At 32.8% G+C, this 22,403-nt stretch carries 20 protein-coding genes and 1 tRNA gene; 12 read left to right on the plus strand and 9 right to left on the minus strand.

All coding sequences use genetic code 11. From position 1 onward, the window contains the following. Window positions 1-33: 33 nt before the first annotated feature. The 5 genes from N1F78_RS05745 to uxaC all read left to right on the plus strand — a co-directional run bounded on the left by N1F78_RS05745 (window position 34) and on the right by uxaC (window position 7,189). Window positions 34-2,799 carry a PD-(D/E)XK nuclease family protein gene (locus N1F78_RS05745; RefSeq protein WP_406685229.1) on the plus strand — a complete coding sequence of 922 codons (2,766 nt, stop codon included), beginning with the start codon at window positions 34-36 and terminating at the stop codon, window positions 2,797-2,799. Then, window positions 2,800-3,645: an alpha/beta hydrolase family protein gene (locus N1F78_RS05750; RefSeq protein WP_406685230.1), complete on the plus strand. Its 846-nt coding sequence runs from the start codon at window positions 2,800-2,802 to the stop codon at window positions 3,643-3,645. It begins immediately after the preceding gene. 118 nt (window positions 3,646-3,763) lie between these two features. Then, complete coding sequence (locus N1F78_RS05755) at window positions 3,764-4,579, plus strand: SDR family oxidoreductase (RefSeq protein ID WP_406685231.1); 816 nt, start codon at window positions 3,764-3,766, stop codon at window positions 4,577-4,579. Between the two features lie 16 nt (window positions 4,580-4,595). Further along, window positions 4,596-5,780 carry a mannonate dehydratase gene (uxuA, locus tag N1F78_RS05760; RefSeq protein ID WP_406685232.1) on the plus strand — a complete coding sequence of 395 codons (1,185 nt, stop codon included), beginning with the start codon at window positions 4,596-4,598 and terminating at the stop codon, window positions 5,778-5,780. After that, the gene (gene uxaC, locus N1F78_RS05765) at window positions 5,780-7,189 is read left to right on the plus strand and encodes a glucuronate isomerase (protein WP_406685233.1); all 1,410 of its coding nucleotides are present in this window, start codon (window positions 5,780-5,782) and stop codon (window positions 7,187-7,189) included. The genes uxuA and uxaC overlap by 1 nt, the downstream gene beginning before the upstream one ends. 35 nt (window positions 7,190-7,224) lie before the next feature. On the opposite strand, the gene N1F78_RS05770 is transcribed toward uxaC, so the two are convergent. Then, window positions 7,225-7,298 (minus strand) — tRNA-Ala (locus N1F78_RS05770). A gap of 63 nt (window positions 7,299-7,361) precedes the next feature. Beyond that, complete coding sequence (locus N1F78_RS05775; RefSeq protein WP_406685234.1) at window positions 7,362-8,156, minus strand: universal stress protein; 795 nt, start codon at window positions 8,154-8,156, stop codon at window positions 7,362-7,364. 73 nt (window positions 8,157-8,229) lie between these two features. Here N1F78_RS05775 and N1F78_RS05780 point away from each other — a divergent pair, with 73 nt between their 5' ends. The 4 genes from N1F78_RS05780 to N1F78_RS05795 all read left to right on the plus strand — a co-directional run bounded on the left by N1F78_RS05780 (window position 8,230) and on the right by N1F78_RS05795 (window position 12,149). Continuing rightward, window positions 8,230-9,564: an MATE family efflux transporter gene (locus tag N1F78_RS05780; RefSeq protein ID WP_406685235.1), complete on the plus strand. Its 1,335-nt coding sequence runs from the start codon at window positions 8,230-8,232 to the stop codon at window positions 9,562-9,564. A 366-nt stretch (window positions 9,565-9,930) separates the two neighbouring features. After that, a complete protein-coding gene (locus N1F78_RS05785; protein WP_406685236.1) occupies window positions 9,931-10,386 on the plus strand; it encodes a 6-pyruvoyl trahydropterin synthase family protein in 456 nt (151 codons plus the stop codon). Between the two features lie 238 nt (window positions 10,387-10,624). After that, complete coding sequence (locus tag N1F78_RS05790; RefSeq protein WP_406685670.1) at window positions 10,625-11,377, plus strand: UDP-2,3-diacylglucosamine diphosphatase; 753 nt, start codon at window positions 10,625-10,627, stop codon at window positions 11,375-11,377. 19 nt (window positions 11,378-11,396) lie between these two features. Next, window positions 11,397-12,149, plus strand: a complete 753-nt coding sequence (locus N1F78_RS05795; RefSeq protein ID WP_406685237.1) for a sulfite exporter TauE/SafE family protein — start codon at window positions 11,397-11,399, stop codon at window positions 12,147-12,149. On the opposite strand, the gene recJ is transcribed toward N1F78_RS05795, so the two are convergent. Further along, window positions 12,146-13,837, minus strand: coding sequence for a single-stranded-DNA-specific exonuclease RecJ (gene recJ / locus N1F78_RS05800; RefSeq protein WP_406685238.1), 1,692 nt, complete (start codon window positions 13,835-13,837; stop codon window positions 12,146-12,148). The genes N1F78_RS05795 and recJ overlap by 4 nt on opposite strands. A 49-nt stretch (window positions 13,838-13,886) precedes the next feature. Continuing rightward, a complete protein-coding gene (locus N1F78_RS05805) occupies window positions 13,887-14,315 on the minus strand; it encodes an OsmC family protein (protein ID WP_406685239.1) in 429 nt (142 codons plus the stop codon). Between the two features lie 58 nt (window positions 14,316-14,373). Between N1F78_RS05805 and N1F78_RS05810 the strand changes: the two genes are divergently transcribed. Next, a complete protein-coding gene (locus N1F78_RS05810; RefSeq protein ID WP_406685240.1) occupies window positions 14,374-14,964 on the plus strand; it encodes a carboxymuconolactone decarboxylase family protein in 591 nt (196 codons plus the stop codon). Window positions 14,965-15,090: 126 nt separating this feature from the next. Here N1F78_RS05810 and N1F78_RS05815 read toward each other — a convergent pair whose 3' ends face one another. The 5 genes from N1F78_RS05815 to N1F78_RS05835 form a co-directional block, all read right to left on the minus strand. Beyond that, the gene (locus N1F78_RS05815; protein ID WP_406685241.1) at window positions 15,091-17,658 is read right to left on the minus strand and encodes a T9SS type A sorting domain-containing protein; all 2,568 of its coding nucleotides are present in this window, start codon (window positions 17,656-17,658) and stop codon (window positions 15,091-15,093) included. Between the two features lie 144 nt (window positions 17,659-17,802). Next, window positions 17,803-18,390, minus strand: coding sequence for a uracil-DNA glycosylase family protein (locus N1F78_RS05820; RefSeq protein WP_406685242.1), 588 nt, complete (start codon window positions 18,388-18,390; stop codon window positions 17,803-17,805). Window positions 18,391-18,479: 89 nt separating this feature from the next. Next, window positions 18,480-18,824, minus strand: a complete 345-nt coding sequence (locus N1F78_RS05825; RefSeq protein ID WP_406685243.1) for a HopJ type III effector protein — start codon at window positions 18,822-18,824, stop codon at window positions 18,480-18,482. A gap of 1 nt (window position 18,825) precedes the next feature. Next, a complete protein-coding gene (gene rsmI, locus N1F78_RS05830) occupies window positions 18,826-19,500 on the minus strand; it encodes a 16S rRNA (cytidine(1402)-2'-O)-methyltransferase (RefSeq protein WP_406685244.1) in 675 nt (224 codons plus the stop codon). 123 nt (window positions 19,501-19,623) lie between these two features. Beyond that, window positions 19,624-20,367, minus strand: coding sequence for a hypothetical protein (locus N1F78_RS05835; protein ID WP_406685245.1), 744 nt, complete (start codon window positions 20,365-20,367; stop codon window positions 19,624-19,626). A 233-nt stretch (window positions 20,368-20,600) separates the two neighbouring features. Between N1F78_RS05835 and N1F78_RS05840 the strand changes: the two genes are divergently transcribed. Together N1F78_RS05840 and alr are read left to right on the plus strand one after the other, a co-directional pair. Continuing rightward, on the plus strand, window positions 20,601-21,248 hold the full coding sequence (locus N1F78_RS05840; RefSeq protein ID WP_406685246.1) for a thymidine kinase: 648 nt from the start codon (window positions 20,601-20,603) through the stop codon (window positions 21,246-21,248). Beyond that, window positions 21,241-22,347: an alanine racemase gene (alr, locus tag N1F78_RS05845; protein ID WP_406685247.1), complete on the plus strand. Its 1,107-nt coding sequence runs from the start codon at window positions 21,241-21,243 to the stop codon at window positions 22,345-22,347. The genes N1F78_RS05840 and alr overlap by 8 nt, the downstream gene beginning before the upstream one ends. Window positions 22,348-22,403 lie beyond the last annotated feature (56 nt).

Consider the following 22,403-nt stretch of genomic DNA (forward strand, 5'->3'; position numbering starts at 1 on the left):
GAATCCCGAAGCGTTTTTTATTTTTATACACCTATGACAACTTTTATTTTTGATGTTTTAAATGCGCTAAAAAGCCAAAACATAAACCTTTCAAACCTAACCTTTATACTACCAAGTAAAAGAGCCGGTTTGTTTTTAAAACATCAATTATCAAAAGTATCTCAACAAACTTTCTTTGCTCCATCAATTATTAGCATAGAAGAATTTGTTCAAGAACTTTCTGGGCTTAAAAACATTAGTAATACAGAACTTCTTTTTGAGTTTTATAACACTTATACCTCTCTAACTAAAACTAAAAAAATAGATTCTTTTGAATCCTTTTCCAAATGGGCTCAAATTTTACTACAAGACTTTAATGAAATAGACCGCTACCTAATTCCTCAAAAAAACATTTTTGAATATTTAGGAGCTATTAAAGAAATTGAAAGTAACCATTGGTCTTTAGAAGAAAATCAAACAGAATTTATTAAAAACTACCTGTCTTTTTGGAATAACCTTGGTAAATACTATTCACACTTTTCAGGAGTTTTACTAGATAAAAAAATAGGGTATCAAGGCCTTATTTACAGAGAAGCTGTAGAAAATTTAGAATCTTATATTCAAAATAATTCTAAGAAAAGGCATGTGTTTCTAGGTTTCAATGCATTAAATTCTGCAGAAGAAACAATTATACAGGAATTACTACAAAATGATTTAGCCAAAATTTATTGGGATATTGATCAGGTATTTGAAGGTAACCCAAAACATGATGCAGCTTTATTTACAAGACAACACAAAACTAATTGGGCTTATTTTAAAAAACATCCTTTTAATTGGGTAACTAATAACTATTCTAAAGAAAAAAACATCTCTGTTTTTGGCATTCCAAAAAATATAGGGCAAGCTAAACATATTGGCTCTTTACTAAACCAAATAAAAAAAACAAATAGTTCTCTTCAAAACACAGCTGTGGTTTTAGGTGATGAACATTTATTAACTCCAACGCTTAACTCATTACCAGAAAACATTCAAGAATTAAACATTACCATGGGGTTTCCATTAAAGTCTATTCCCCTAGCATCACTTTTTGAAACACTTTTTCTGGTACACAAAAACAACTCTGTATCCTTTTATTATAAAAATGTAAAAAAACTAATTTCTCATCAATTTATAAGACCTCTTTTCAAGGTAAATTCTATTGATTATTCTTCAAAAATTATTGAAACTATTGATGCGAATAACCTAGTTTATTTGAATACAGAAAAGTTAAAACAAATGGCACCTGAAGCCTCCAAAATAATAGGTTTATTGTTTTCTAACTGGGACAAATCTATAGAAAATGCCTTAAGTAACTGCTCTAATTTAATACTAACTATAAAAACATATTTAGATAAGGACAAAAGTGATAATCTGCTCTCATTAGAATACCTATTTCGCTTTAATGAATTATTTAACCAGCTTGTTAGACTAAACTCTGAATATAAACATATTAAAGACATCTCGTCTTTATTTAGTATTTATAAAGAGTTATTAGCAACAGAAACTTTAGACTTTCAAGGTGAACCCCTGCAGGGCTTGCAAGTAATGGGGATGCTAGAATCTAGAGTTTTAGACTTTGAAACTGTAATAATTTCAGGAGTTAATGAAGGTATACTTCCTTCTGGAAAAAGTAATAATTCTTTTATTCCTTTTGATGTTAAATTAGAAAATAAGCTCCCAACTTATAAGGAAAAAGATGCTGTTTATACCTATCACTTTTACAGGTTACTCCAACGCGCAAAAAACATTTATATTCTTTATAATACAGAAGCTGATGTTTTAACTGGTGGAGAAAAAAGCAGGTTTATTACCCAATTAGAATTAGAAGGCATTCATAAAATCAATCATCAAATTATTTCACCCCAAGTTCCAGTAATTAATACCGATCTTAATATTGTTGAAAAACCAAATGATGTCATTCAAAAATTAAAAACTATAGCAGGAAAAGGGTTTTCGCCTTCATCATTAACAAATTACATTAGAAATCCAATAGATTTTTATTACCAAAAAGTTTTAAAAGTAAAAGAGCACGAAGAAGTTGAAGAAACAGTAGCTTCCAATACTTTAGGTACAGTTGTTCACAATACCCTTGAAGATTTTTACAAACCGTTAATTGGCATTTTTATAACCATTGACATTATAAAAAGTTTAAAGAAGGATATTAATAAAACCGTTACTCACCATTTTAATAATACCTTTAAAGAAGGTGATATAAAAACCGGAAAAAACCTTATCATTTTTGAAATTGCTAAACGTTATGTTTCTAACTTTTTAGATTTGGAAATTGAAAACCTCAATGCGGGCAACCAAATAAAAATAATAGCTATTGAAGCTGATAATAGGGTATCACTAAATATCCCTGAATTAAACTTTCCTGTTAACATTACCGGAAAAGTAGATAGGGTTGATGAGTATAATGGTGTTACAAGAATTATAGACTACAAAACAGGAAAAGTTGAAAAAGGTGATGTTGAAATTGTAAATTGGGAGGACATTACTACAGATTATAAAAAGTATAGTAAAAGTTTTCAAGTACTTGCCTATGCTTATATGATGCAAAAATCTGGAGAATATAAACTACCTATTGAAGCTGGTATTATTTCTTTTAAAAACTTAAGTAACGGCTTTTTAAAATTTGGTAAAAAAGATAAAGCTGGACCTTATGCTAAAAGAAATAACCTAATTACTGAAGAAACCATAGATAATTTTACCAATGAATTAAGGAAACTTATTTTAGAAATTTGTAACCCAAAAACACCTTTCACAGAAAAAGAAATATAAATGCTCATAAAAGACAATTTTACAATTAAAGGCAAACACAACAAGCCAATATTGATTGATGTCACCTATTCAAAAAACGGTAATAACAACCCAATTATTATCTTTTGCCATGGTTATAAAGGGTTTAAAGATTGGGGTGCTTGGAACCTTATGGCAGAGACCTTTGCTACAAATGGGTTCTGCTTTATTAAATTTAATTTTTCTCATAATGGAGGTACTATTAAACAACCTATTGATTTCCCAGATTTAGAAGCATTTGGGAACAACAACTACACAAAAGAACTGGATGATTTGCATTCTGTAATAAACTGGTGCTTTCAAAATAAAAGCATAAAAACCATTAGTAATTTAGATAATATCTCTTTAATGGGTCATAGCAGAGGTGGTGGAATTGTTTCAATAAAAGCTAAGGAAGACAAAAGGGTAAAACAAGTTATAAGTTTAGCCAGTGTCTCAGATTTTTTAAAAAGATCTGTTATTACTGAGGATATAGAAAACTGGAAAAAAACTGGGGTTAAATATGTTATTAATGGGCGTACTAAACAACAAATGCCACATTACTACCAATTTTACCTAAATACAATTAAAAATAAGGAAAGATTAAACATTGAAAAATCTGTTACAAATTTGAAGATACCCCACTTGATTATACACGGTGATAATGACACCAGTGTTTTAATTAAAGAGGCTGAGAATATTCATAAATGGAACCCTGAAAGCACTTTAAAAATTATTAAAGGAGCTAATCATGTTTTTAATGCAAAACATCCATGGACCACAAATAAGGTTCCAAGAGAACTGCAAGAAGTTATAAAAACTACTATAAAATTTATCTTGAATCAATAAATTTAAGCTTTTAAGCCCCAATAAATCTAAATAACATTTAGAAATTTATATCTTTGCGTGTGCGCACACGAAAAAAAGCGTTATATCAAAATACACAATAAATTTTAAACTAATTTAAATGAGTCAACAATTCAACTTACAAGAAAAAGTTGCCATTATTACTGGTGGCGCTGGAGTTCTTGGTGGTACAATCTCTAATAGTTTATCTAAAGCCGGAGTAAAAATTATTATTTTAGATAGAAATCAAGATATCATAGATGCCAAAGTAAAAGAAATTAAGAATAACGGAGGGGAAGCCATAGGTTTTGAAACCAACGTTTTAGATAAATCTACTCTAGAAAAAAATAGAGATGCTATTTTAGACCATTTCGGAAAAATAGATATTCTCTTAAATGCCGCTGGAGGTAATATGCCAGGGGCTACTATTGGTCCAGACCAAACAATTTTCGATTTAAAGATGGAGGATTTTCAAAAAGTTACAGACCTTAACTTAAACGGAACTGTTTTGCCATCCATGGTATTTGGGGAAGTAATGTCTAAACAAGGTGAAGGGTGCATTATAAACTTTTCATCTATGACGGTAGATAGGGCAATTACAAGAGTAGTAGGTTATTCGGCATCTAAAGCTGCAATGGAGAATTTTACAAGATGGATGTCTGTAGAAATGGCAACTAAGTTTGGAGGCAAAATAAGGGTTAATGCTATTGCTCCAGGTTTTTTTATAGGTAACCAAAATCGTAGATTATTAACAAATGAAGACGGAAGTTATACAGATAGGGGCAATACAATTATAACAAATACGCCCATGAAACGTTTTGGTGAAGCCGAAGAACTTAATGGTGCTATTCACTTTTTATGCAGTGAAGCAGCAAGTTTTATAACAGGTGTAGTAATTCCAATAGACGGAGGGTTTAGTGCATTTAGTGGTGTTTAATTTTATTAATTAAGTTATGGGTTTAGAACAAACTTGGAGATGGTACGGACCAAACGATCCTGTTTCATTATCAGATATCAAACAAGCAGGGGCAACAGGAATTGTTTCTGCGTTACACCATATTCCAAATGGTGAAGTATGGCCAATTGAAGAAATTCAAAAAAGAAAAGATATAATTGAAGCTGCAGGCTTAACATGGTCTGTTGTAGAGAGTGTACCTATTCACGAAAACATAAAAACACAATCTGCCGATTTTCAAAAATATATAGATAACTACAAACAAACTCTTTTGAATTTAGGCAAATGTGAGATAGATATCGTGTGCTACAATTTCATGCCAGTTTTAGATTGGACTAGAACCAGTTTAGATTATGAAGTAGAAGATGGGTCTAGAGCACTAAGATTTGATGCCAATGCTTTTGTTGTTTTTGAGGTATTCTTATTAAAAAGACCAGGTGCGAAAGAAGCTTATACAAATGAACAATTAGAAAAAGCAGAAGCTTTATTTAACCAAATGTCTGATGCCGATAAAAATCTATTAATTAAAAACATTATTGCAGGTTTACCAGGAGCGGAAGAAGGCTATACTCTAGATGAATTTAATTCCATATTAGCCACTTATAACTACATAGGTCCAAAAGAATTAAAACAGAACTTATTTCATTTTTTAGAGCAAATTATTCCAGCTGCCGAAAAAGCAAATGTGCTTATGTGCATTCATCCAGACGATCCTCCTTTTCCAATTTTAGGTTTACCCAGAGTAGTAAGTACAGAACAAGATATTCTTGATTTGTACAACGCTGTTGATAGCCCAAATAACGGATTAACATTTTGTACAGGTTCTTTTGGTGTAAGAGCAGATAATGATTTGGCAGGAATGATTGAAAGATTAGGAGACAGAATTCATTTCATTCATTTAAGAAGTACAAAAAGAGATGCTGATGGCAATTTCTACGAAGCCAACCACCTTGATGGTGATGTAGACATGTACCGTGTTATGAAGGCATTAGTATTAGAACAGAGAAAAAGACAAGCTTCTGGCAGAAAAGATTTAAGAATGCCAATGAGACCAGACCACGGACACCAAATGCTTGATGATTTAAGTAAAAAAACAAACCCAGGGTATTCTGGGATTGGTAGATTAAGAGGTTTAGCAGAACTTAGAGGCTTAGAATTAGGTATAAGTAAAAGCTTAAGCTAATGGATTCTATAAATTCTAAAAGTTTTATATCAGATAATTTTCTGCTTCAGTCTAAAGAAGCAGAAATTTTATATCATGAGTATGCTAAACTGGTACCTATTATAGATTATCACAACCATTTATCGCCAAAAGAAATTGCCGAAAACAAGCCTATGGGAAATATCACCAAAGCTTGGTTAGGTGGTGACCATTACAAATGGCGAGGTATGAGAGCAAATGGAATAACAGAAGATTATATTTCTGGCAATGCCTCATTAAAGGATAAGTTCTTAAGATGGGCAGAAACGGTTCCAAAGACCTTAAGAAACCCATTGTTTCATTGGACGCAGTTAGAGCTTAAGCGCTATTTCAATATTGATGCTGTTTTGCAGCCTAATAATGCCTCAGAAATTTATGAAAAGGCAAATGTTGTTTTAGCAGATAAAACCCCTGCAGATTTGCTAAAGCAATTGAATGTTGAAGTAGTTTGTACAACTGACGACCCTACCGATGATTTAAAATACCATCAACAAATTGCAAAAGGAGATTTCTTCACTAAAGTATATCCTACCTTTAGACCAGATAACTTATTTTTTATTGGTAATGAAAACTTCAATTCATACATTGAAAAATTAAGCAATTGTGTTGGTTTTAAAATTGAAAGTTACCCAGCTCTTGTTAAAGCCATAGATTTACGCATAGACTTTTTTCACGAAAACGGTTGTAAATTATCAGATTATGGAATTAGTGGTGCTTTTTCTTATATAAAATTTACTACTACCGAAGTTCATACTATTTTCAATAAATACCTAAACGGAGAAACGCTTAGTGAAACGGAAATACAAAAATACAGGTCTAGCTTGTTACTGCATTTAGGGAAAAAATATCACGAAAAAAATTGGGTACAGCAGTATCATTTAGGTGTTATTAGAAATAATAACAACCGCCTACAAGAGCTTGTTGGCACAGATGCAGGTTGCGATTCTATTGCAGATTATCCAATTATTGAAGGGCTTTCTAAATTTTTAAATGCTTTAGATAGTACAGACCAATTGGCAAAAACAATTACCTATAATTTAAACCCAGCGCAAAATGAAGCTTTTGCAACCATGATGGGTAATTTTAATACTGGTGGTGTAGCTGGAAAAATGCAATGGGGTGCAGCTTGGTGGTTTTTAGACCAAAAAGATGGTATTGAGAAACAAATAGATGTACTGTCTAACATGGGACTAATAAGTAAATTCATTGGTATGCTTACAGATAGTCGCAGCTTTTTATCATTCCCAAGACACGAATATTTCAGACGTATATTGTGTAATATAATTGCAGATGATATTAATAAAGGCTTAGTGCCAAGAGACCTTAAATTTCTTGGGAAAATGATTCAGGACATTTGCTACTATAATGCTAAGAATTATTTCAATTTCTAAAAAAAAGGTTCTCATTAATGAGAACCTTTTTTTTGTGGAGCATATCGGAGTCGAACCGATGACCTTTTGGCTGCCAGCCAAACGCTCTAGCCAACTGAGCTAATGCCCCATTTGTTTAAGCATACAAATGTATACAATTAACATTAAAATAGATAGCGTTTTGAAAACTCAATTACTTTAATCCACTTAAAACCAAAACAGGAATACTACTATAGAAATCCTTCTTAAGTATAGTATTCTTTTCCCATTTCTTTGCAAAGAATCCACGTTTACGTCTTACAACACATAACATGTCTGGGTTGTGTGATTGAAAATGTTCTAAAACGCCTTGAAAAGTAGTTGCATTTTCTGTGGTAGTAATACTGGTCACTACTGATTTTAAATCATCCTTAACATCAAAATCACCTTCTTTATGGTAAGGCGTTTTTACTAATAATAAGTTTACTGCAGATTTAAATTGGTTTTTAACAGCTTCCAACGGGTTTAAAACACCTTCTTTTCTAATTATTGCCGATTTAATAGCCATTAAAATCTGAGATGGCGCCTTAAAAGTCCAACCTTCAGGAACTATAAGTGCAGGTATTTCTGTTTGTTTAATAATTTTTCCAGAGGTTTTACCTAAATAAACGGTGTCTTTTACAGAAGTAGTTCTAGGCTCTAATATTATCAAATCTATGTCTGCTACTTTACTCGCTAACTCTAAAGTATCAACCAAACTTCCTTTTAAACTTCTTACAGTTATATTAACGTTCTTTTTATCTATTTTAGAAACCAGTCCATTTAAAAACTCCAAACTTTCGCGTTCAATAATTTCATCAATGTTTTTCATGGTTCCAGCCTTAGTAAACACATTATAAACCTGAACAATAAATAAATTGGCATTAAAGGCTTCAGCAAAATCAACTGCATACTGCAAATGACTTAAGGCGTTTTTAGAGGATCCAACAGGAACTAAAATATTCTTCATATCGGGAAAGTTTAGTATTTAAAATTACAATAAATTTACAGCAAAAATAGATATTAAACTCAATTAGTCAACTTTGAAAGACACTATTAGTCTTAAACACATAAATAAATTAGCAATTCCTGCACTCATTTCAGGAATATCAGAGCCTATTTTATCTATTACGGATACCGCAATAATTGGTAATATTGACCAAAATGCTATTGAATCTTTAGCTGCTGTAGGTATTGTAGGTACATTTATGTCAATGCTTATTTGGGTATTAGGACAAACAAGAAGTGCTATTTCCTCAATTATTTCACAATATGTAGGTGCCAATAATTTAGAAGCAGTAAAAAATTTACCTGCTCAGGCTATCTTTATAGTTACATCGTTAAGTTTTTTTATAATTGCAACCACTTACCCTTTTGCTGAAGAAATTTTCAAGCTTTATAATGCTTCTCATTTAATCTTAGGTTTCAGCGTTACTTATTATCAAATTAGGGTTTTCGGTTTTCCTTTTACACTTTTCACTATTGCTATTTTTGGTACGTTTAGGGGCTTACAAAATACTTATTACCCCATGATAATTGCAACTATTGGTGCCTTGTCAAATATTATTTTAGATTATATACTTGTTTATGGTGTATCAGGTTATATAGAACCTATGCATATAAAAGGCGCCGCCTATGCCAGTGTGATTGCCCAATTTTTAATGGCTGTGTTTTCAGTATATTACCTCCTAACAAAAACCACCATTCCGTTAAGATTAAGTTTTCCTTTTAATAAAGAAATTAAACGTTTTACAGGTATGGTTCTTAATTTATTTGTGAGAACTCTAGCCTTAAATACTACTTTATATTTTGCGACAAGATTTGCAACAGGGTATGGTAAAACCTACATTGCAGCCTATACTATTGCCATTAACCTTTGGTTTTTGGGTGCCTTTATAATTGATGGTTACTCCAGCGCTGGTAATATTTTGTCTGGTAAGCTTTTTGGTGCAAAAAAATATAAGCAACTGGTTTCTTTAAATAAAAAATTAATTAAGATAGGGCTTATAGTGGGTGTCATTTTAACAATTTCAGGCGCAATAATTTACAAACCTATTGGTTTATTATTTACCAAAGAAACTGCGGTCTTAAATCAATTCTACTCAGTATTTTGGATTGTACTAATCATGCAACCCATATGTTCTATTGCCTTTATTTTTGATGGTGTTTTTAAAGGACTTGGTAAAATGAAACTCCTTAGAAATGTGTTATTACTGTCAACTTTTCTAGTTTTTCTACCCATTCTTTATGCATTAGATTATTTTAGTTTTAAACTTAACGGTATTTTTATTGCCCTTACCTTTTGGATGCTTGCTAGAAGCCTTCCTCTTCTAATCATTTTCAAAAAACAGTTTCTACCACTTGCTAAAACGCTCTAAATTCTTCTTTAAAAACCAAAATTCGCTTTATAAAAGGTAAAAAAAATCATGTACTTTTGCAGTAAGATTATAACAATCTAACATGCCATTATTATCCATAATTCTTCAACAAGTAGATATTGAAGAAAAAATTAAAAATGCCCCCGATAGCGACTATGAAATAGGAGTGTTTATCGGCTCTATGCTACCTTTCGTTATTTTGGTTATACTTGCTTACACCCTTTACAGATACAACAAAAAAAGAATGAATAAAGATTAACTCATGGATATATTAAGCTTTTTAACAGGCAACGGATTATTTTTACTTCTTGCCATAGTTTTAATTGTAGTTTACATAATAAATAGAAACCGCGGAAAACGAAGATAATGGGAAATAATATTAGAATTACGAAGCAATTTTCTTTTGAGACTGGTCATGCTCTTTATGGGTATGATGGCAAATGCAAAAACATTCACGGTCATAGTTATTGTCTAGAAGTTACTGTTATAGGGAAGCCTATAGAAGATAATACCAACACAAAGTACGGTATGGTAATAGATTTTGGTGATTTAAAAAAAATTGTTAAAAGTGAAATTGTTAATGTTTTTGACCATGCTACAGTTTTCAATAAAAACACACCACATGTTACTTTAGCAAAAGAATTAAAAGATTTAGGACACAACGTTATTCTGGTAGACTATCAGCCTACTAGTGAAATGATGGTTATAGACTTTGCTAAAAAAATTCAAACGCTACTGCCGGATAATATTAAACTACACTCATTAAAATTGCAAGAAACAACTACAAGTTTTGCAGAGTGGTTTGCATCAGATCAAGATTAACTTTTGGGCCTTACCATAAAGGGGGTAGGGCTTTCGGCTAAGTTTATCCTGAGCGAAGCTGAAGGGCTCTCATAAAAGAGCTCCAACAAACCTGTACTGAGCGGTGTCGGAGTATACCTCAATCTCTAACGTTATTCAATGAACAGTCACAGTTTTCAAAACAATAATGAAGACGTATAAATATTAAAGCATCTTAATTATGAGATTCCCGCGTAAGCAGGAATTGTTATATTTACACATGCAAATTCCAAAAGGAAAAAAAATATACTTCGCATCAGATAATCATTTAGGGGCACCTACCAATGAGGCATCCTTACCTCGAGAAAAAAAGTTTGTTGCTTGGTTAGACGAGGTTAAAAAAGATGCCGCGGCCATTTTTCTATTAGGAGACCTATTTGATTTTTGGATGGACTATAAATATGTAGTTCCAAAAGGCTTTACCAGAACCCTTGGTAAATTAGCAGAATTGTCAGATTCTGGTATTCCAATTCACTATTTTGTTGGAAACCACGATTTATGGATGGATGGATATTTTGAAGAAGAACTCAATATTCCTGTATATCATAAACCCAAAGAATTTACTTTTAACAATAAAACATTTTTTATTGGTCATGGTGATGGATTAGGACCTGGAGATAAGGGCTACAAGCGCATGAAAAAGGTATTCACCAATCCATTTTGTAAATGGTTATTTCGTTGGTTGCATCCAGATTTGGGTGTAAAGTTAGCACAATATTTATCGGTAAAAAACAAACTCATTTCTGGAGAAGAAGATGCTAAATACTTAGGCGAAGACAATGAGTGGTTGGTACAATATTGCAAACGTAAATTAGAGCAAAAGCATCGCGATTATTTTGTTTTTGGTCATAGACACTTACCTCTAAAAATAGATCTCAACACATCCTCTAAATACATCAACTTAGGTGATTGGATTAACTATTACACCTATGGCGTTTTTGATGGCGAAATTATGGACTTAAAAGAGTATTAAATTTAGAGTTAATTATTAAATGGAAGACACCACACTATATTTGCTAGTTCTTATAGCTGGTGTTGCCGTTGGAATTATTAATACCATTGCAGGTGGAGGTTCTTTACTTACTTTACCTATTCTTATTTTTTGTGGTTTACCTCCTAGTGTTGCTAACGGAACAAACAGGGTTGGCATTTTACTTCAAACCGCCATGGCAACTGCAGGTTTTAAAAGTAAAGGTGTTTCTACTTTTCCTTTTAATATTTACCTAGGTGTTTCAGCTATTTTTGGAGCTGTTCTAGGTGCTAATATTGCTATTGATATAAAGGGAGAAACATTTAATAAAGTTCTAGCCATTATTATGATAGTGGTAGTGCTAGTCATTTTATTTAAACCCAAAATTAAAACATCTAACCTTGAAGAACGCTTAACAGGAAAACATTTATGGATTGGCATGATAGCCTTTTTCTTCTTCGGGATTTATGGCGGATTTATTAATGCTGGTTTAGGATTCATTATCATTATCTTCTTGCATTTTTTCAATAAAATGAATTTAGTCCGAGTAAATGCAACAAAAGTAGTAGTGGTTTTTATTTATACTCTTTCAGCACTAATTGTGTTTATTTTAAACGATAAAGTTGATTGGAAGGTTGGACTAATTTTAGCTGCTGGAAATGGTATTGGCGCTTGGTTTGGAAGTAGATTATCAGTTAAAAAAGGTGATGGTTTTATAAAATCCTTTTTGATAATAATGATAATAATTATGTCTGTAAAACTTTGGTTTTTCTAAGCTTTAATGTCTCTTAATTTAAGCTGAAGCGACACATTTCCTTGCCACTCATTTTCATCAATTGAATACACTGCTTTAAAAGGTTTTTTATCTGAAATAATATCAAGTTTATCACCCATGCCAAAACCTATACCAACCATAGTATTAGAATCTGGTTGTGACACCGTAATTCTTAAATGTGTTTTATCTGCACCCACACATTTACCATAACCAGTATCCATTATATTTTCAGTCATGAAAACAGGAGTCATATTTTCAGGACCATAAGGCGCAAATTGCTTCAAAATTCTATAGAATTTGGGTGTTATCTCTTTTAAATCAATTTTTATATCTGCTTTTATCTCCGGTATAAGTAAGTTCTTATCAATGGTTTTAGAAACAAAATCTTCAAAAGCTTGTTTAAAAGTTTCGTAGTTTTCCTCTTTTAGGGTTAAACCAGCGGCATACTTATGGCCACCAAACTGTTCAATATGTTCACTGCAAGCGCCTATAGCTTCATACACATCAAACCCCTTGACTGAACGTGCCGAAGCTGCTAATTTATTACCACTTTTAGTAAACACTAATGTGGGTCTATAATAAGTTTCGGTTAGTCTAGAAGCCACAATACCAATAACACCTTTATGCCAAGTTTCGTCATAAACAACAGTAGTAAAACATTCCTGTTCTTTTTGTTCTTCAATTTGTGTAAGAGCTGCTTCTGTAATTTGTTTATCTGTTTCACGTCGGTCTAAATTATACTCGTTTATTTCTGAGGCAAATTGGTTGGCATTCTCTTCTTCCTCTTCTACTAATAAGGCAACGGCAAAATTACCGTGTTTCATACGTCCTGCTGCATTTATTCTTGGAGCCACAATAAAAACCACATCTGTAATAGTGAGTTGTGCTTTTTCTACTTGATCTAAAATAGCCTTAATTCCTGGTCTAGGGTTTGAGTTTATAACTCTTAATCCAAAATGTGCCAATACCCTATTTTCTCCATTAATAGGAACAATATCGGCACCAATTGCCGTAGCAACTAAATCTAAGTAAGGTATTAAATCTTCAATTGTCTTCCCTCCTTTTTGGGCCAATGCTTGAATAAGTTTGAATCCTACACCACAACCGCAGAGTTCTTTATAAGGATACTCGCAATCTGCTCTTTTAGGGTCTAATACCGCAACAGCATTAGGAATTTCATTTCCAGGTCTGTGGTGATCACAAATAATAAAGTCAATACCTAAAGACTTGGCATGCGCTACTTTTTCTATAGCTTTAACACCACAATCTAGGGCAATTATAAGGCTAAAATCATTTTCTAACGCAAAATTAATTCCCTTATAAGATACGCCGTAACCTTCATCATACCTATTAGGAACATAAGTGTAAACTAATCCGTTTATAGTTTTTAAATAAGAAGACATTAAAGCAACAGACGTTGTACCATCAACATCATAATCACCATAAACCAAAATATTCTCCTTATTAGCAATAGCTTTTTCTATTCGTGCTACGGCCTTATCCATATCTTTCATAAGATATGGATCATGTAAATCATCTAAACTAGGTCTGAAAAATGTTTTTGCCTCTTCATAGGTTTCAATACCGCGCTGTACCAATAAGGTTGCTATAGGTTCACTAACCTGCAACACCTCTTGTAAATCTTGAACTTTTTCTATTTCAGGTTTTGGCTTAAGTGTCCAACGCATTGAAAAACTTATAAATTAGAAGTAACTAAAGCAAAGTAAATATTAAAAACTATGCTTCTTTCTTATGAAAATGTGTTTCTATTGAAACTTCTGCAAACTGACGAAACATCTCCATTACACCGCAATATTTTTCAACTGAAAGATCAACTGCACGTTGTAGTTTTTTTTCTTTTAAATCTTCTCCGTAAAAATGAAAGCTCATAATAACCTTATCATAATATTTTGGATGTTCATCTGTTAAATTAGCATCAATATCTATTTTAAAATCGTCAACTTTTAACTTCATCTTTTTTATTAAAGCTGCTACATCAATTCCAGAACAACCTGCTAAACCAGATAACATTAAAGCTTTAGGTCTATACCCTTCACCTTTACCACCGCCTTCTTCACCTGCATCAATAAATAAGTTATGACCTGAAGGATTAGAACTTTCAAACCTCATATCACCTAACCACTTAGTAGTAACTTTTACTGCCATTTTTATAAATAATTTTGTTTATTGTAGGTGTCAAAAATAGCACTAAAAAATATAATTTATGCCTTTAGTAACACCTTTATCTGCAGATCATGATTTGGAAACCAAAGAATTAGCAGAATTCTTTAATGAAACCTTAGGCTTTTGCCCAAACTCCGTTCTCACTATGCAACGCAGACCAGCTATAAGTAAAGCTTTTATAAATTTAAATAAGGCTGTTATGGCCAATGAAGGTAGGGTTACCTCCGTCTTAAAACGAATGATTGCTTGGGTTTCTAGTAACTCAACTGGTTGTAGGTACTGTCAAGCCCATGCTATACGAGCAGCAGAACGTTACGGAGCAGAACAAGAACAATTAGATAATATTTGGGAATACAGAACCCATCCTGCTTTTAACGAAGCGGAACGTGCCGCTCTAGATTTTAGTTTAGCTGCTTCCCAAGTTCCGAATGCCGTTGATGCAGACATAAAAAAACGGTTATACCAGTATTGGGATGAAGGTGAAATTATTGAAATGTTAGGTGTTATTTCTTTGTTTGGATACCTAAACCGTTGGAACGATTCTATGGGAACCAGTATTGAAGATGGTGCTGTTGAAAGTGGTGAACAGTATTTAGGTAAGCACGGTTGGGAGAAAGGTAAACATGTCTAAATTCACCAATTTCTACCAACCATTTTATCTTAGTCTTCAGAATGTAAAACTATTGAGAAGGAAATTTATGAGGGGATTTTAAACGTACCCCCCTCTTTCTAATGGATTAATCACTTTTTAATTTATCTACAGTTTCACAACCTTTTTAGTTATTGTTGTTGTCTTATCACTTATCTTTAAAATATACAACCCAGCCTGAAGATTAGATAAATCCAGTTTCATTTCTTTGCTTTCAGAAACCGTTTGAATTATCTCCTGACCACTAATACTGTATAAGGAAATATTAACTTTTGCATCCCTGAAATTTGCATCAACCAAAGAAACCGTTAAAAAATCATTTACTGGATTTGGATACGCATTAATTGTTTGAAGATTTAGATTTGGTTCTTCAACACTTAATGAAGAGGCATTTAAGCCAAACACTTGAACTTCAGCAATTGTTAAGCCGTAATCTGATGTTTTTTCAATTCTAACTATTTGACCGGCAACATCTTCTAATGTTATAACTTTTAAAGGATTAGGGTGGTCTTCATAAAATTGTGAAAATGTAGTTAAGCCATTGGCGTCAATAACTTTTACTGTAAAATCATTAAATCTACTTTTACAACAATTATCTGTCCTATTGTAAATATTTATTTTTGTTATAACCTTATCAGATTCTAAATCCACCTGCCACCATTTAAGTTCTCCAGAACCATTTGCTCCATGTTCTGTATGTGTAACCGAACCTCCACTATAACTTCCATTAGTGTTTCCATCTATAGCCAATTCTGGTGGCCCATCATAAGCTGTAGAAGATTGAGTTGCAACTCCATTTAACGCCATATTTTCTGGTGAACTTACATAGTAAAACTCAGAAACATCTTGTTTACTAATTCCAGAGCTTTCATATTTTACAGATAAATTTTCATTACCAACACCTTCATAAAAATCTAAACTAAATTGATGAAGACCAGCTTCTAAGCAAACGTTACCCGAAATCTCAGACATTCCACTTCCCGTATTATGAACAACCAATGCGCCATCTATCAATAATTTGGACTCGTCATTAGATGTTGTATAAAATGTGTATTCTCCATCTTCGGGTATATTTAGGTACCCAAAATATCTAAACCCATAATTATCGTCTGCATCTGCGACACTTAAATCCAGTCCATTCGATGTTCCTGAACTAACAGGTGTTGTAGTATTAAAATTGGGTAGTTCACTCCAAGTTCCTTCAAAGTAATAATATTTAAGTCCAGATATTAAACCTGCAGGGGCCTGCTCTAAATCTGGGTACGTAAAGCATACTTCTGGAAGGCAACTAGTTCCATTAGAAACTGTATTATTGGTTCCATTATCTGTTACCGTAGCACAAGATATTACAGTATTATTAGAACTTCCAGAATCAATAACAATAGGGTAATTGGTGTTATTATTTATTATATTCCCCGTAGCCGTATGAGGGGCATCCCCAATTTGTCCTACATTATCTGTTACACCTCCTACTTTTATAACTAATCCATTACCTATAGAACCGTCTGTATTATGAATGTTTATATTGGAATTTGAACCTCCAAAAAATGCTGCTACCCCACTACCGTTATGGTAGGGTTCACTTGGAGGTAATATTGTTAAATCTCCAGTAATTTTATTTCTTTTGTCATCATAAGCATTCATATAGGCTGGTCCATAAGTACAATCCGCAGCACAATTAATAAGTTCTGCATCACCAACAGAAAACCCAAATTCATTACCAATTAAAGTTACATTTTCTACATGCCTATATCCTCCAGACAGTACTATTGAACAACCGCCTCTAGTGTTTTTAACAGTAGTATTCTTAACAGTTATATCATTGGTACCTCGTTCAATATAGGATCCATTTATAAGGGTTTCACCTCGGTTGTATGAACGAATACCTTCTTCACAAAGCGCTTTTGTATAACCACTAGGTAAACGATAGCCCCAGGTAGTAATTGGCGGGTTTAAAATATCTGGATCAGATAACATATCGTCTGTAGATCTCATATCTCCCTCAATATAGCACCCATCAATGGTAGGGGTATTAGCGGCTTGCATTGCTAAACAATGACCAAAGGCTCTGTGCATAATTGTTGTGTTTTTTAAGGTATTGTAATCTCCTCTAAAAATGACAGCACTGTGCTTTTGAAGTGAAACAATAGACCCAGATCCTTTCCCAAAAGAATCACCCCAAGCATAAGGGGATGATCCTTTACCTGTAATATGGAACCCATCTACAACATTATATTGACCATCTAAAAGTAGGTTTATAGCCCCTTTAGTTGGTGCATCATAAACCGATCCATCATCAACCATTGTAAGGTTCTTAAGCGTATTATTATTTCCGCGCACTTCAATTTCCCAAACGTCAAAACTCCCAAAGGCTGTAAATAAATTGGTGTTAAAATAAATAGTAACACCAGTAAAGTCAAACGTTGAATTACTTCCTGAAAAAACTATAATACCTTTTGCCCAATCCATAAAAGGAATATCTTCACCCCAATCTCCACTAGAAATGTCGTCTGCATTTAAATAATAATCTCCTGGTGCCAATTTGATGTTAACATTGTCTTGGCTCATATAAGGCTTTAACTCTAGAAGAGAATTTACAGTTGTTTGAGCACTTAAAGAATATGTAGTTAGTGCTAAAAGAAAAATAGCTAATCTAAAAAAGTATTTATTTTTCATAGTTAATTTGGAGTTTTTTACTCTCCAACAAAAATAGAGCCCTCTTGTCTATTCAATAATAAACTATGATGCAATTACTTTAATTTATAAACCCATTTAATTTACTTTCTAGATGAAAAACTATTAAATAAAGATGAAAGACAATTAATAAAATTTAGAAGAATCTATTAAACAATTAACACGCTTTCGTAACTCCGGTAATACCTCAACTTTAAACCAAGGGTTTTTAGTTAACCAAAATCTGTTACGTGGAGATGGGTGTGGTAATGGTAAATACGTTGGTAGGTATTCTTGAAAATTATCTACTGTTTCGGTCAACGTCCTTTTGGCTGCCTTTCCTAAATAATACTTTTGAGCGTACATACCAATTAAAATGACCAACTCCACTTTTTTTAATTCATCAAATAACGGTTTGTGCCATTGCTGAGCGCATTCCGGTCTTGGTGGTAAATCACCCGTTTTTCCTTTTCCAGGGTAGCAAAACCCCATTGGGATTATAGCAAACTTGGTTTCATCATAAAAATCGTCATTAGAAACATCTAACCACTTTCTTAGTTGCTTTCCGCTAGCATCATCCCATGGAACACCACTTGCGTGTACTTTAGTTCCCGGGGCTTGACCAATAATTACAATTTTACAATCTGGATGTGCAGAAACTACAGGTCTGGTACCCAATGGCAAATGTTCCTTGCAGGTGGTGCATTGTTTTATGTCCAGTAATAGTTCCTCCATAATATACCACAATTGTCAAACTAAATTTATTACAGTTTCTCTTTGAATGACTTTTATGAGGTTCTGAAACAAGTTCAGAATGACACGAATTACTTTTTCTTTAAAGGTTCTTTTTCAAACGACAAACCTTGAAAACCGGTTTTCATAAAATTCCTGATGTTTTGATGTCCCTCACCATTGGGGTCTTTTAAAACATCATCGAAATAATATTGACCAAAACATGCCAAAGTTTCTTCTTTGCTTAGTTCCTGATCTTTTGCAAAAGCAAACAACTTACAAGAACCAGAGTTTTGCCCTTCAGCATTTTCTAAATCACCATTTTTAAAAGTAGTTGGCATGAAATTGTAGTTAGATTCTATGGCTGCCATAGTTTCTGAAAAGTCAATTTCAGATGGTTTGTTTTTAAGCTTATTTTTAAATTCTTCTAGGTTCATTTTATTTGTTTTTACCACCAACAACAATTACAATCTCTCCTTTAGGTGGTTTATTGGTGTAATGCTCCAAAACTTCTTTAGCAGTACCTCGAATAGTTTCTTCAAACATTTTAGTAAGTTCTCTAGACACAGAAACTAATCTATCTTCCCCAAAATATTCACAGAAATGCCCTAAGGTTTTAACCAACTTATGTGGGCTTTCATAAAAAATCATAGTTCTAGTTTCCTCTGCCAATAGTAAAAGTCTAGTTTGACGTCCTTTTTTAACTGGCAAAAACCCCTCGAACACAAATTTATCATTCGGTAGCCCAGAATTAACCAATGCTGGTACGAATGCTGTGGCTCCGGGCAAACATTCAATTGCAAGGTTATTTTCTATACATGCTCTTGATAATAAAAATCCTGGGTCTGAAATAGCTGGTGTTCCTGCATCACTTATCAAGGCAACCGTTATACCCGCCTTTAACTTTTGAATAATACTTTCAACCGTTTTATGCTCATTGTGCATATGATGTGATTGCATTTGTGTTGTAATTTCAAAATGTTTAAGCAGTTTTCCTGATGTACGCGTATCTTCTGCAAGAATTAAATCGGCTTCTTTTAAAACCTCAATGGCTCTGAATGTGATATCTTTTAAATTACCAATTGGTGTTGGAACTATGTAGAGTTTACTCATTTGAAAGTGATTGATGTGACATCCTTTATTTTATGGATTCCTGCCTATGCAGGAATGACAGAATAAAAAGATAAAATGGAAAGCACTACCCGTGCCTTTTTTTTGCGGCGGAACACCCAAAAATTAATTAAACTTAGCTTCTATAATTTCTAAAAACCTTTCCTCAAACTCCTCTTTCCCAATCCAATCTTGATAATCAGGTTTTACTATATCTTTAATTAAACGCTTAGCATCTGCTAAGGAAACCGATGTGTTTATTTGAGAAATAACACGCTCATAATCTTCTGGTTTTCCATCAAAAAGATGTTTAATAAAAGCAAGCTTATCATTGAGGCCAATATTAAGTCCGCCACTTTTCAACTTCTCATTTAAAGATTTTTTTTCATGGTCCGAACCATTCTGAACTTTTGAAACAGGCTCAAAAACAGGCAGGTTTTCATAACCAGAGGTTAGCTCATCTAATTCATGCTTTTTGGCAATTTGTTCTGGAATAGCTTCTTCAAAAATGGCATCAACCTGTTGTGTTTCTTGCGGCATTTGTGCTACCATGTCTTTAATAGTTTCCATTAAAGGTTCTGATATGGCTTCTTTTTCATTATCATCAAGGTTGATATAAATCTTGTCATCAACTTCAATATTATCACTCACATCATTATTAAATGCCGTGTTTAGCATCCCGAAAAATGATGAATTACTACCAATTGTAGGAATCTCATCTTCAAAATTTTCATGTGCAAATTTTAAAACAGAAAGCTTTTCATAAAGGGTAGAAACTTCTGTATGCATTTTTAATACATCTTCTTTTCCTTTAAGTTTTAATATTCTGTGGGCTATACTGATTAGCTCAGATTCTAGCTTCTTTTTCATATTTTCCTTTTTTTTAATAAACTGAAGGAAATAAAAGACCCTTCATTTCAATTATCATTTTTATCGCTCACAAAAAATGTTTTTGTCTATAATGTCAGTTAAATAATTACATTTTTTAAAGTGTTTTTTAATAACTTTTAAAATATAATCTATTTTTGATTTTTGAATTTTAAAAAATTACGTCACCTTTATACAAACGAAAAACACCTTGGTTTTAGTGTTAAAATTACGAAATGTTTCTTGAAAATACAGTAAATCATAAAGAACAATTTGGTTGGATAGAAGTTATCTGTGGCTCAATGTTTTCTGGTAAAACGGAAGAGTTGATTAGAAGGCTTAAGCGTGCTCAAATTGCTAGACAAAAAGTTGAAATTTTCAAACCAGCTGTTGATGTGCGTTATGATGAAGACATGGTGGTTTCACATGACGAGAACCAAATTCGTTCCACGCCAGTTCCGGCGGCTGCAAACATTCCTATTCTAGCAGATGATTGTGATGTTGTTGGAATTGATGAGGCTCAATTTTTTGATGATGAAATTGTTAGGGTTTGTAATGATTTAGCCAATAAAGGTGTTAGAGTAATTGTTGCAGGCTTAGATATGGATTTTAAAGGAAACCCTTTTGGCCCCATGCCAAACCTTATGGCCACAGCTGAATATGTTACTAAGGTTCATGCTGTTTGTACCAGAACGGGAAATTTAGCACAATATAGTTACCGAAAAGCAAAAAATGAAAACCTAGTGTTATTAGGAGAAGTTGATGAATACGAACCTTTAAGTAGAGCAGCATTCTATAAAGCGATGACACGTGACAAAGTAAGAAATATGAATGTTAATGGTGCTCAAGAAATCTCTTCAAAATCTAATAACTCCAATGCCTAAAGCGCAAGAAACAATACTTGAAATAGATTTAAAAGCACTTAAACACAATTTTGAGCATATAAAATCTAAACTTAAAACAAACACTAAGTTTTTAGTGGTTGTAAAGGCCTTTGGTTATGGAAGTGATGCCATTGAAATTGCCAAATATTTGCAAAATTTAAGTGCAGATTATTTTGCTGTTGCCTATGCACATGAAGGTGTTGAATTACGAAAAGCTGGTATAACGAATCCTATATTAGTATTACACCCCATTCCAGCTAACTTCAAAACCATAATTAATAATAAATTAGAACCGAACCTATATAATGCAAAGGTTTTTAATGAATTTATTGAAACATTAGCCAATTATAAGCAATCTGACTATCCGGTTCATATAAAGTTTAATACAGGTTTAAACAGACTTGGATTTAGTGAAAGTGATGTAGATTATATTGTTGAGCGGTTAAAAAAAACCAATGCGGTTAAAGTAACTTCAATATTTTCACATTTAGCTGCTAGTGAAGATTTAAATGAAAAAAAATTCACTTTAACTCAAATAAATATTTTTAAAAATATAGCTCAAAACTTTATTGATAACATTGGTTATACTCCTATGCTTCACATTTGTAACACCTCTGGTGTTTTAAATTATCCGGAGGCTCAATTTGATATGGTAAGAAGTGGTATTGGGCTTTACGGATTTGGAAATTCTGAAAAAGAAAACAAGAAATTAAAACCAATTGCTGCACTTAAAACCATTATTTCTCAAATTCATAATATTAAAAAAGGAGAATCTGTTGGCTATAATATGGCTTTTAAAAGTGATTCTCCAATTAGAACTGCAACACTGCCTATTGGTCATGCAGATGGTATTGGACGTCAATACGGTAACGGAAAAGGGTTTGTGTTAATTAATGACCAAAAAGCACCCATTATTGGTAATGTATGTATGGATATGATTATGGTTAATGTTTCTAATATTGATTGTAAGGAAGGTGATGAAGTTATTATATTTAATTCTAAAACAACTGCAGAAGATTTAGCACAAACAACAAATACCATTTCGTACGAGTTGATTACTGGAATATCACAACGTGTTAAACGTATCTTTTTACAATAGGCTTTAATCATGTGGTGACTTTTTCATATTTTTAGTGTCTCACTAACTATAAAATT

Origin of the sequence: Seonamhaeicola sp. MEBiC01930 (assembly GCF_045277075.1) — a bacterium.
Lineage (GTDB): Bacteria > Bacteroidota > Bacteroidia > Flavobacteriales > Flavobacteriaceae > Seonamhaeicola.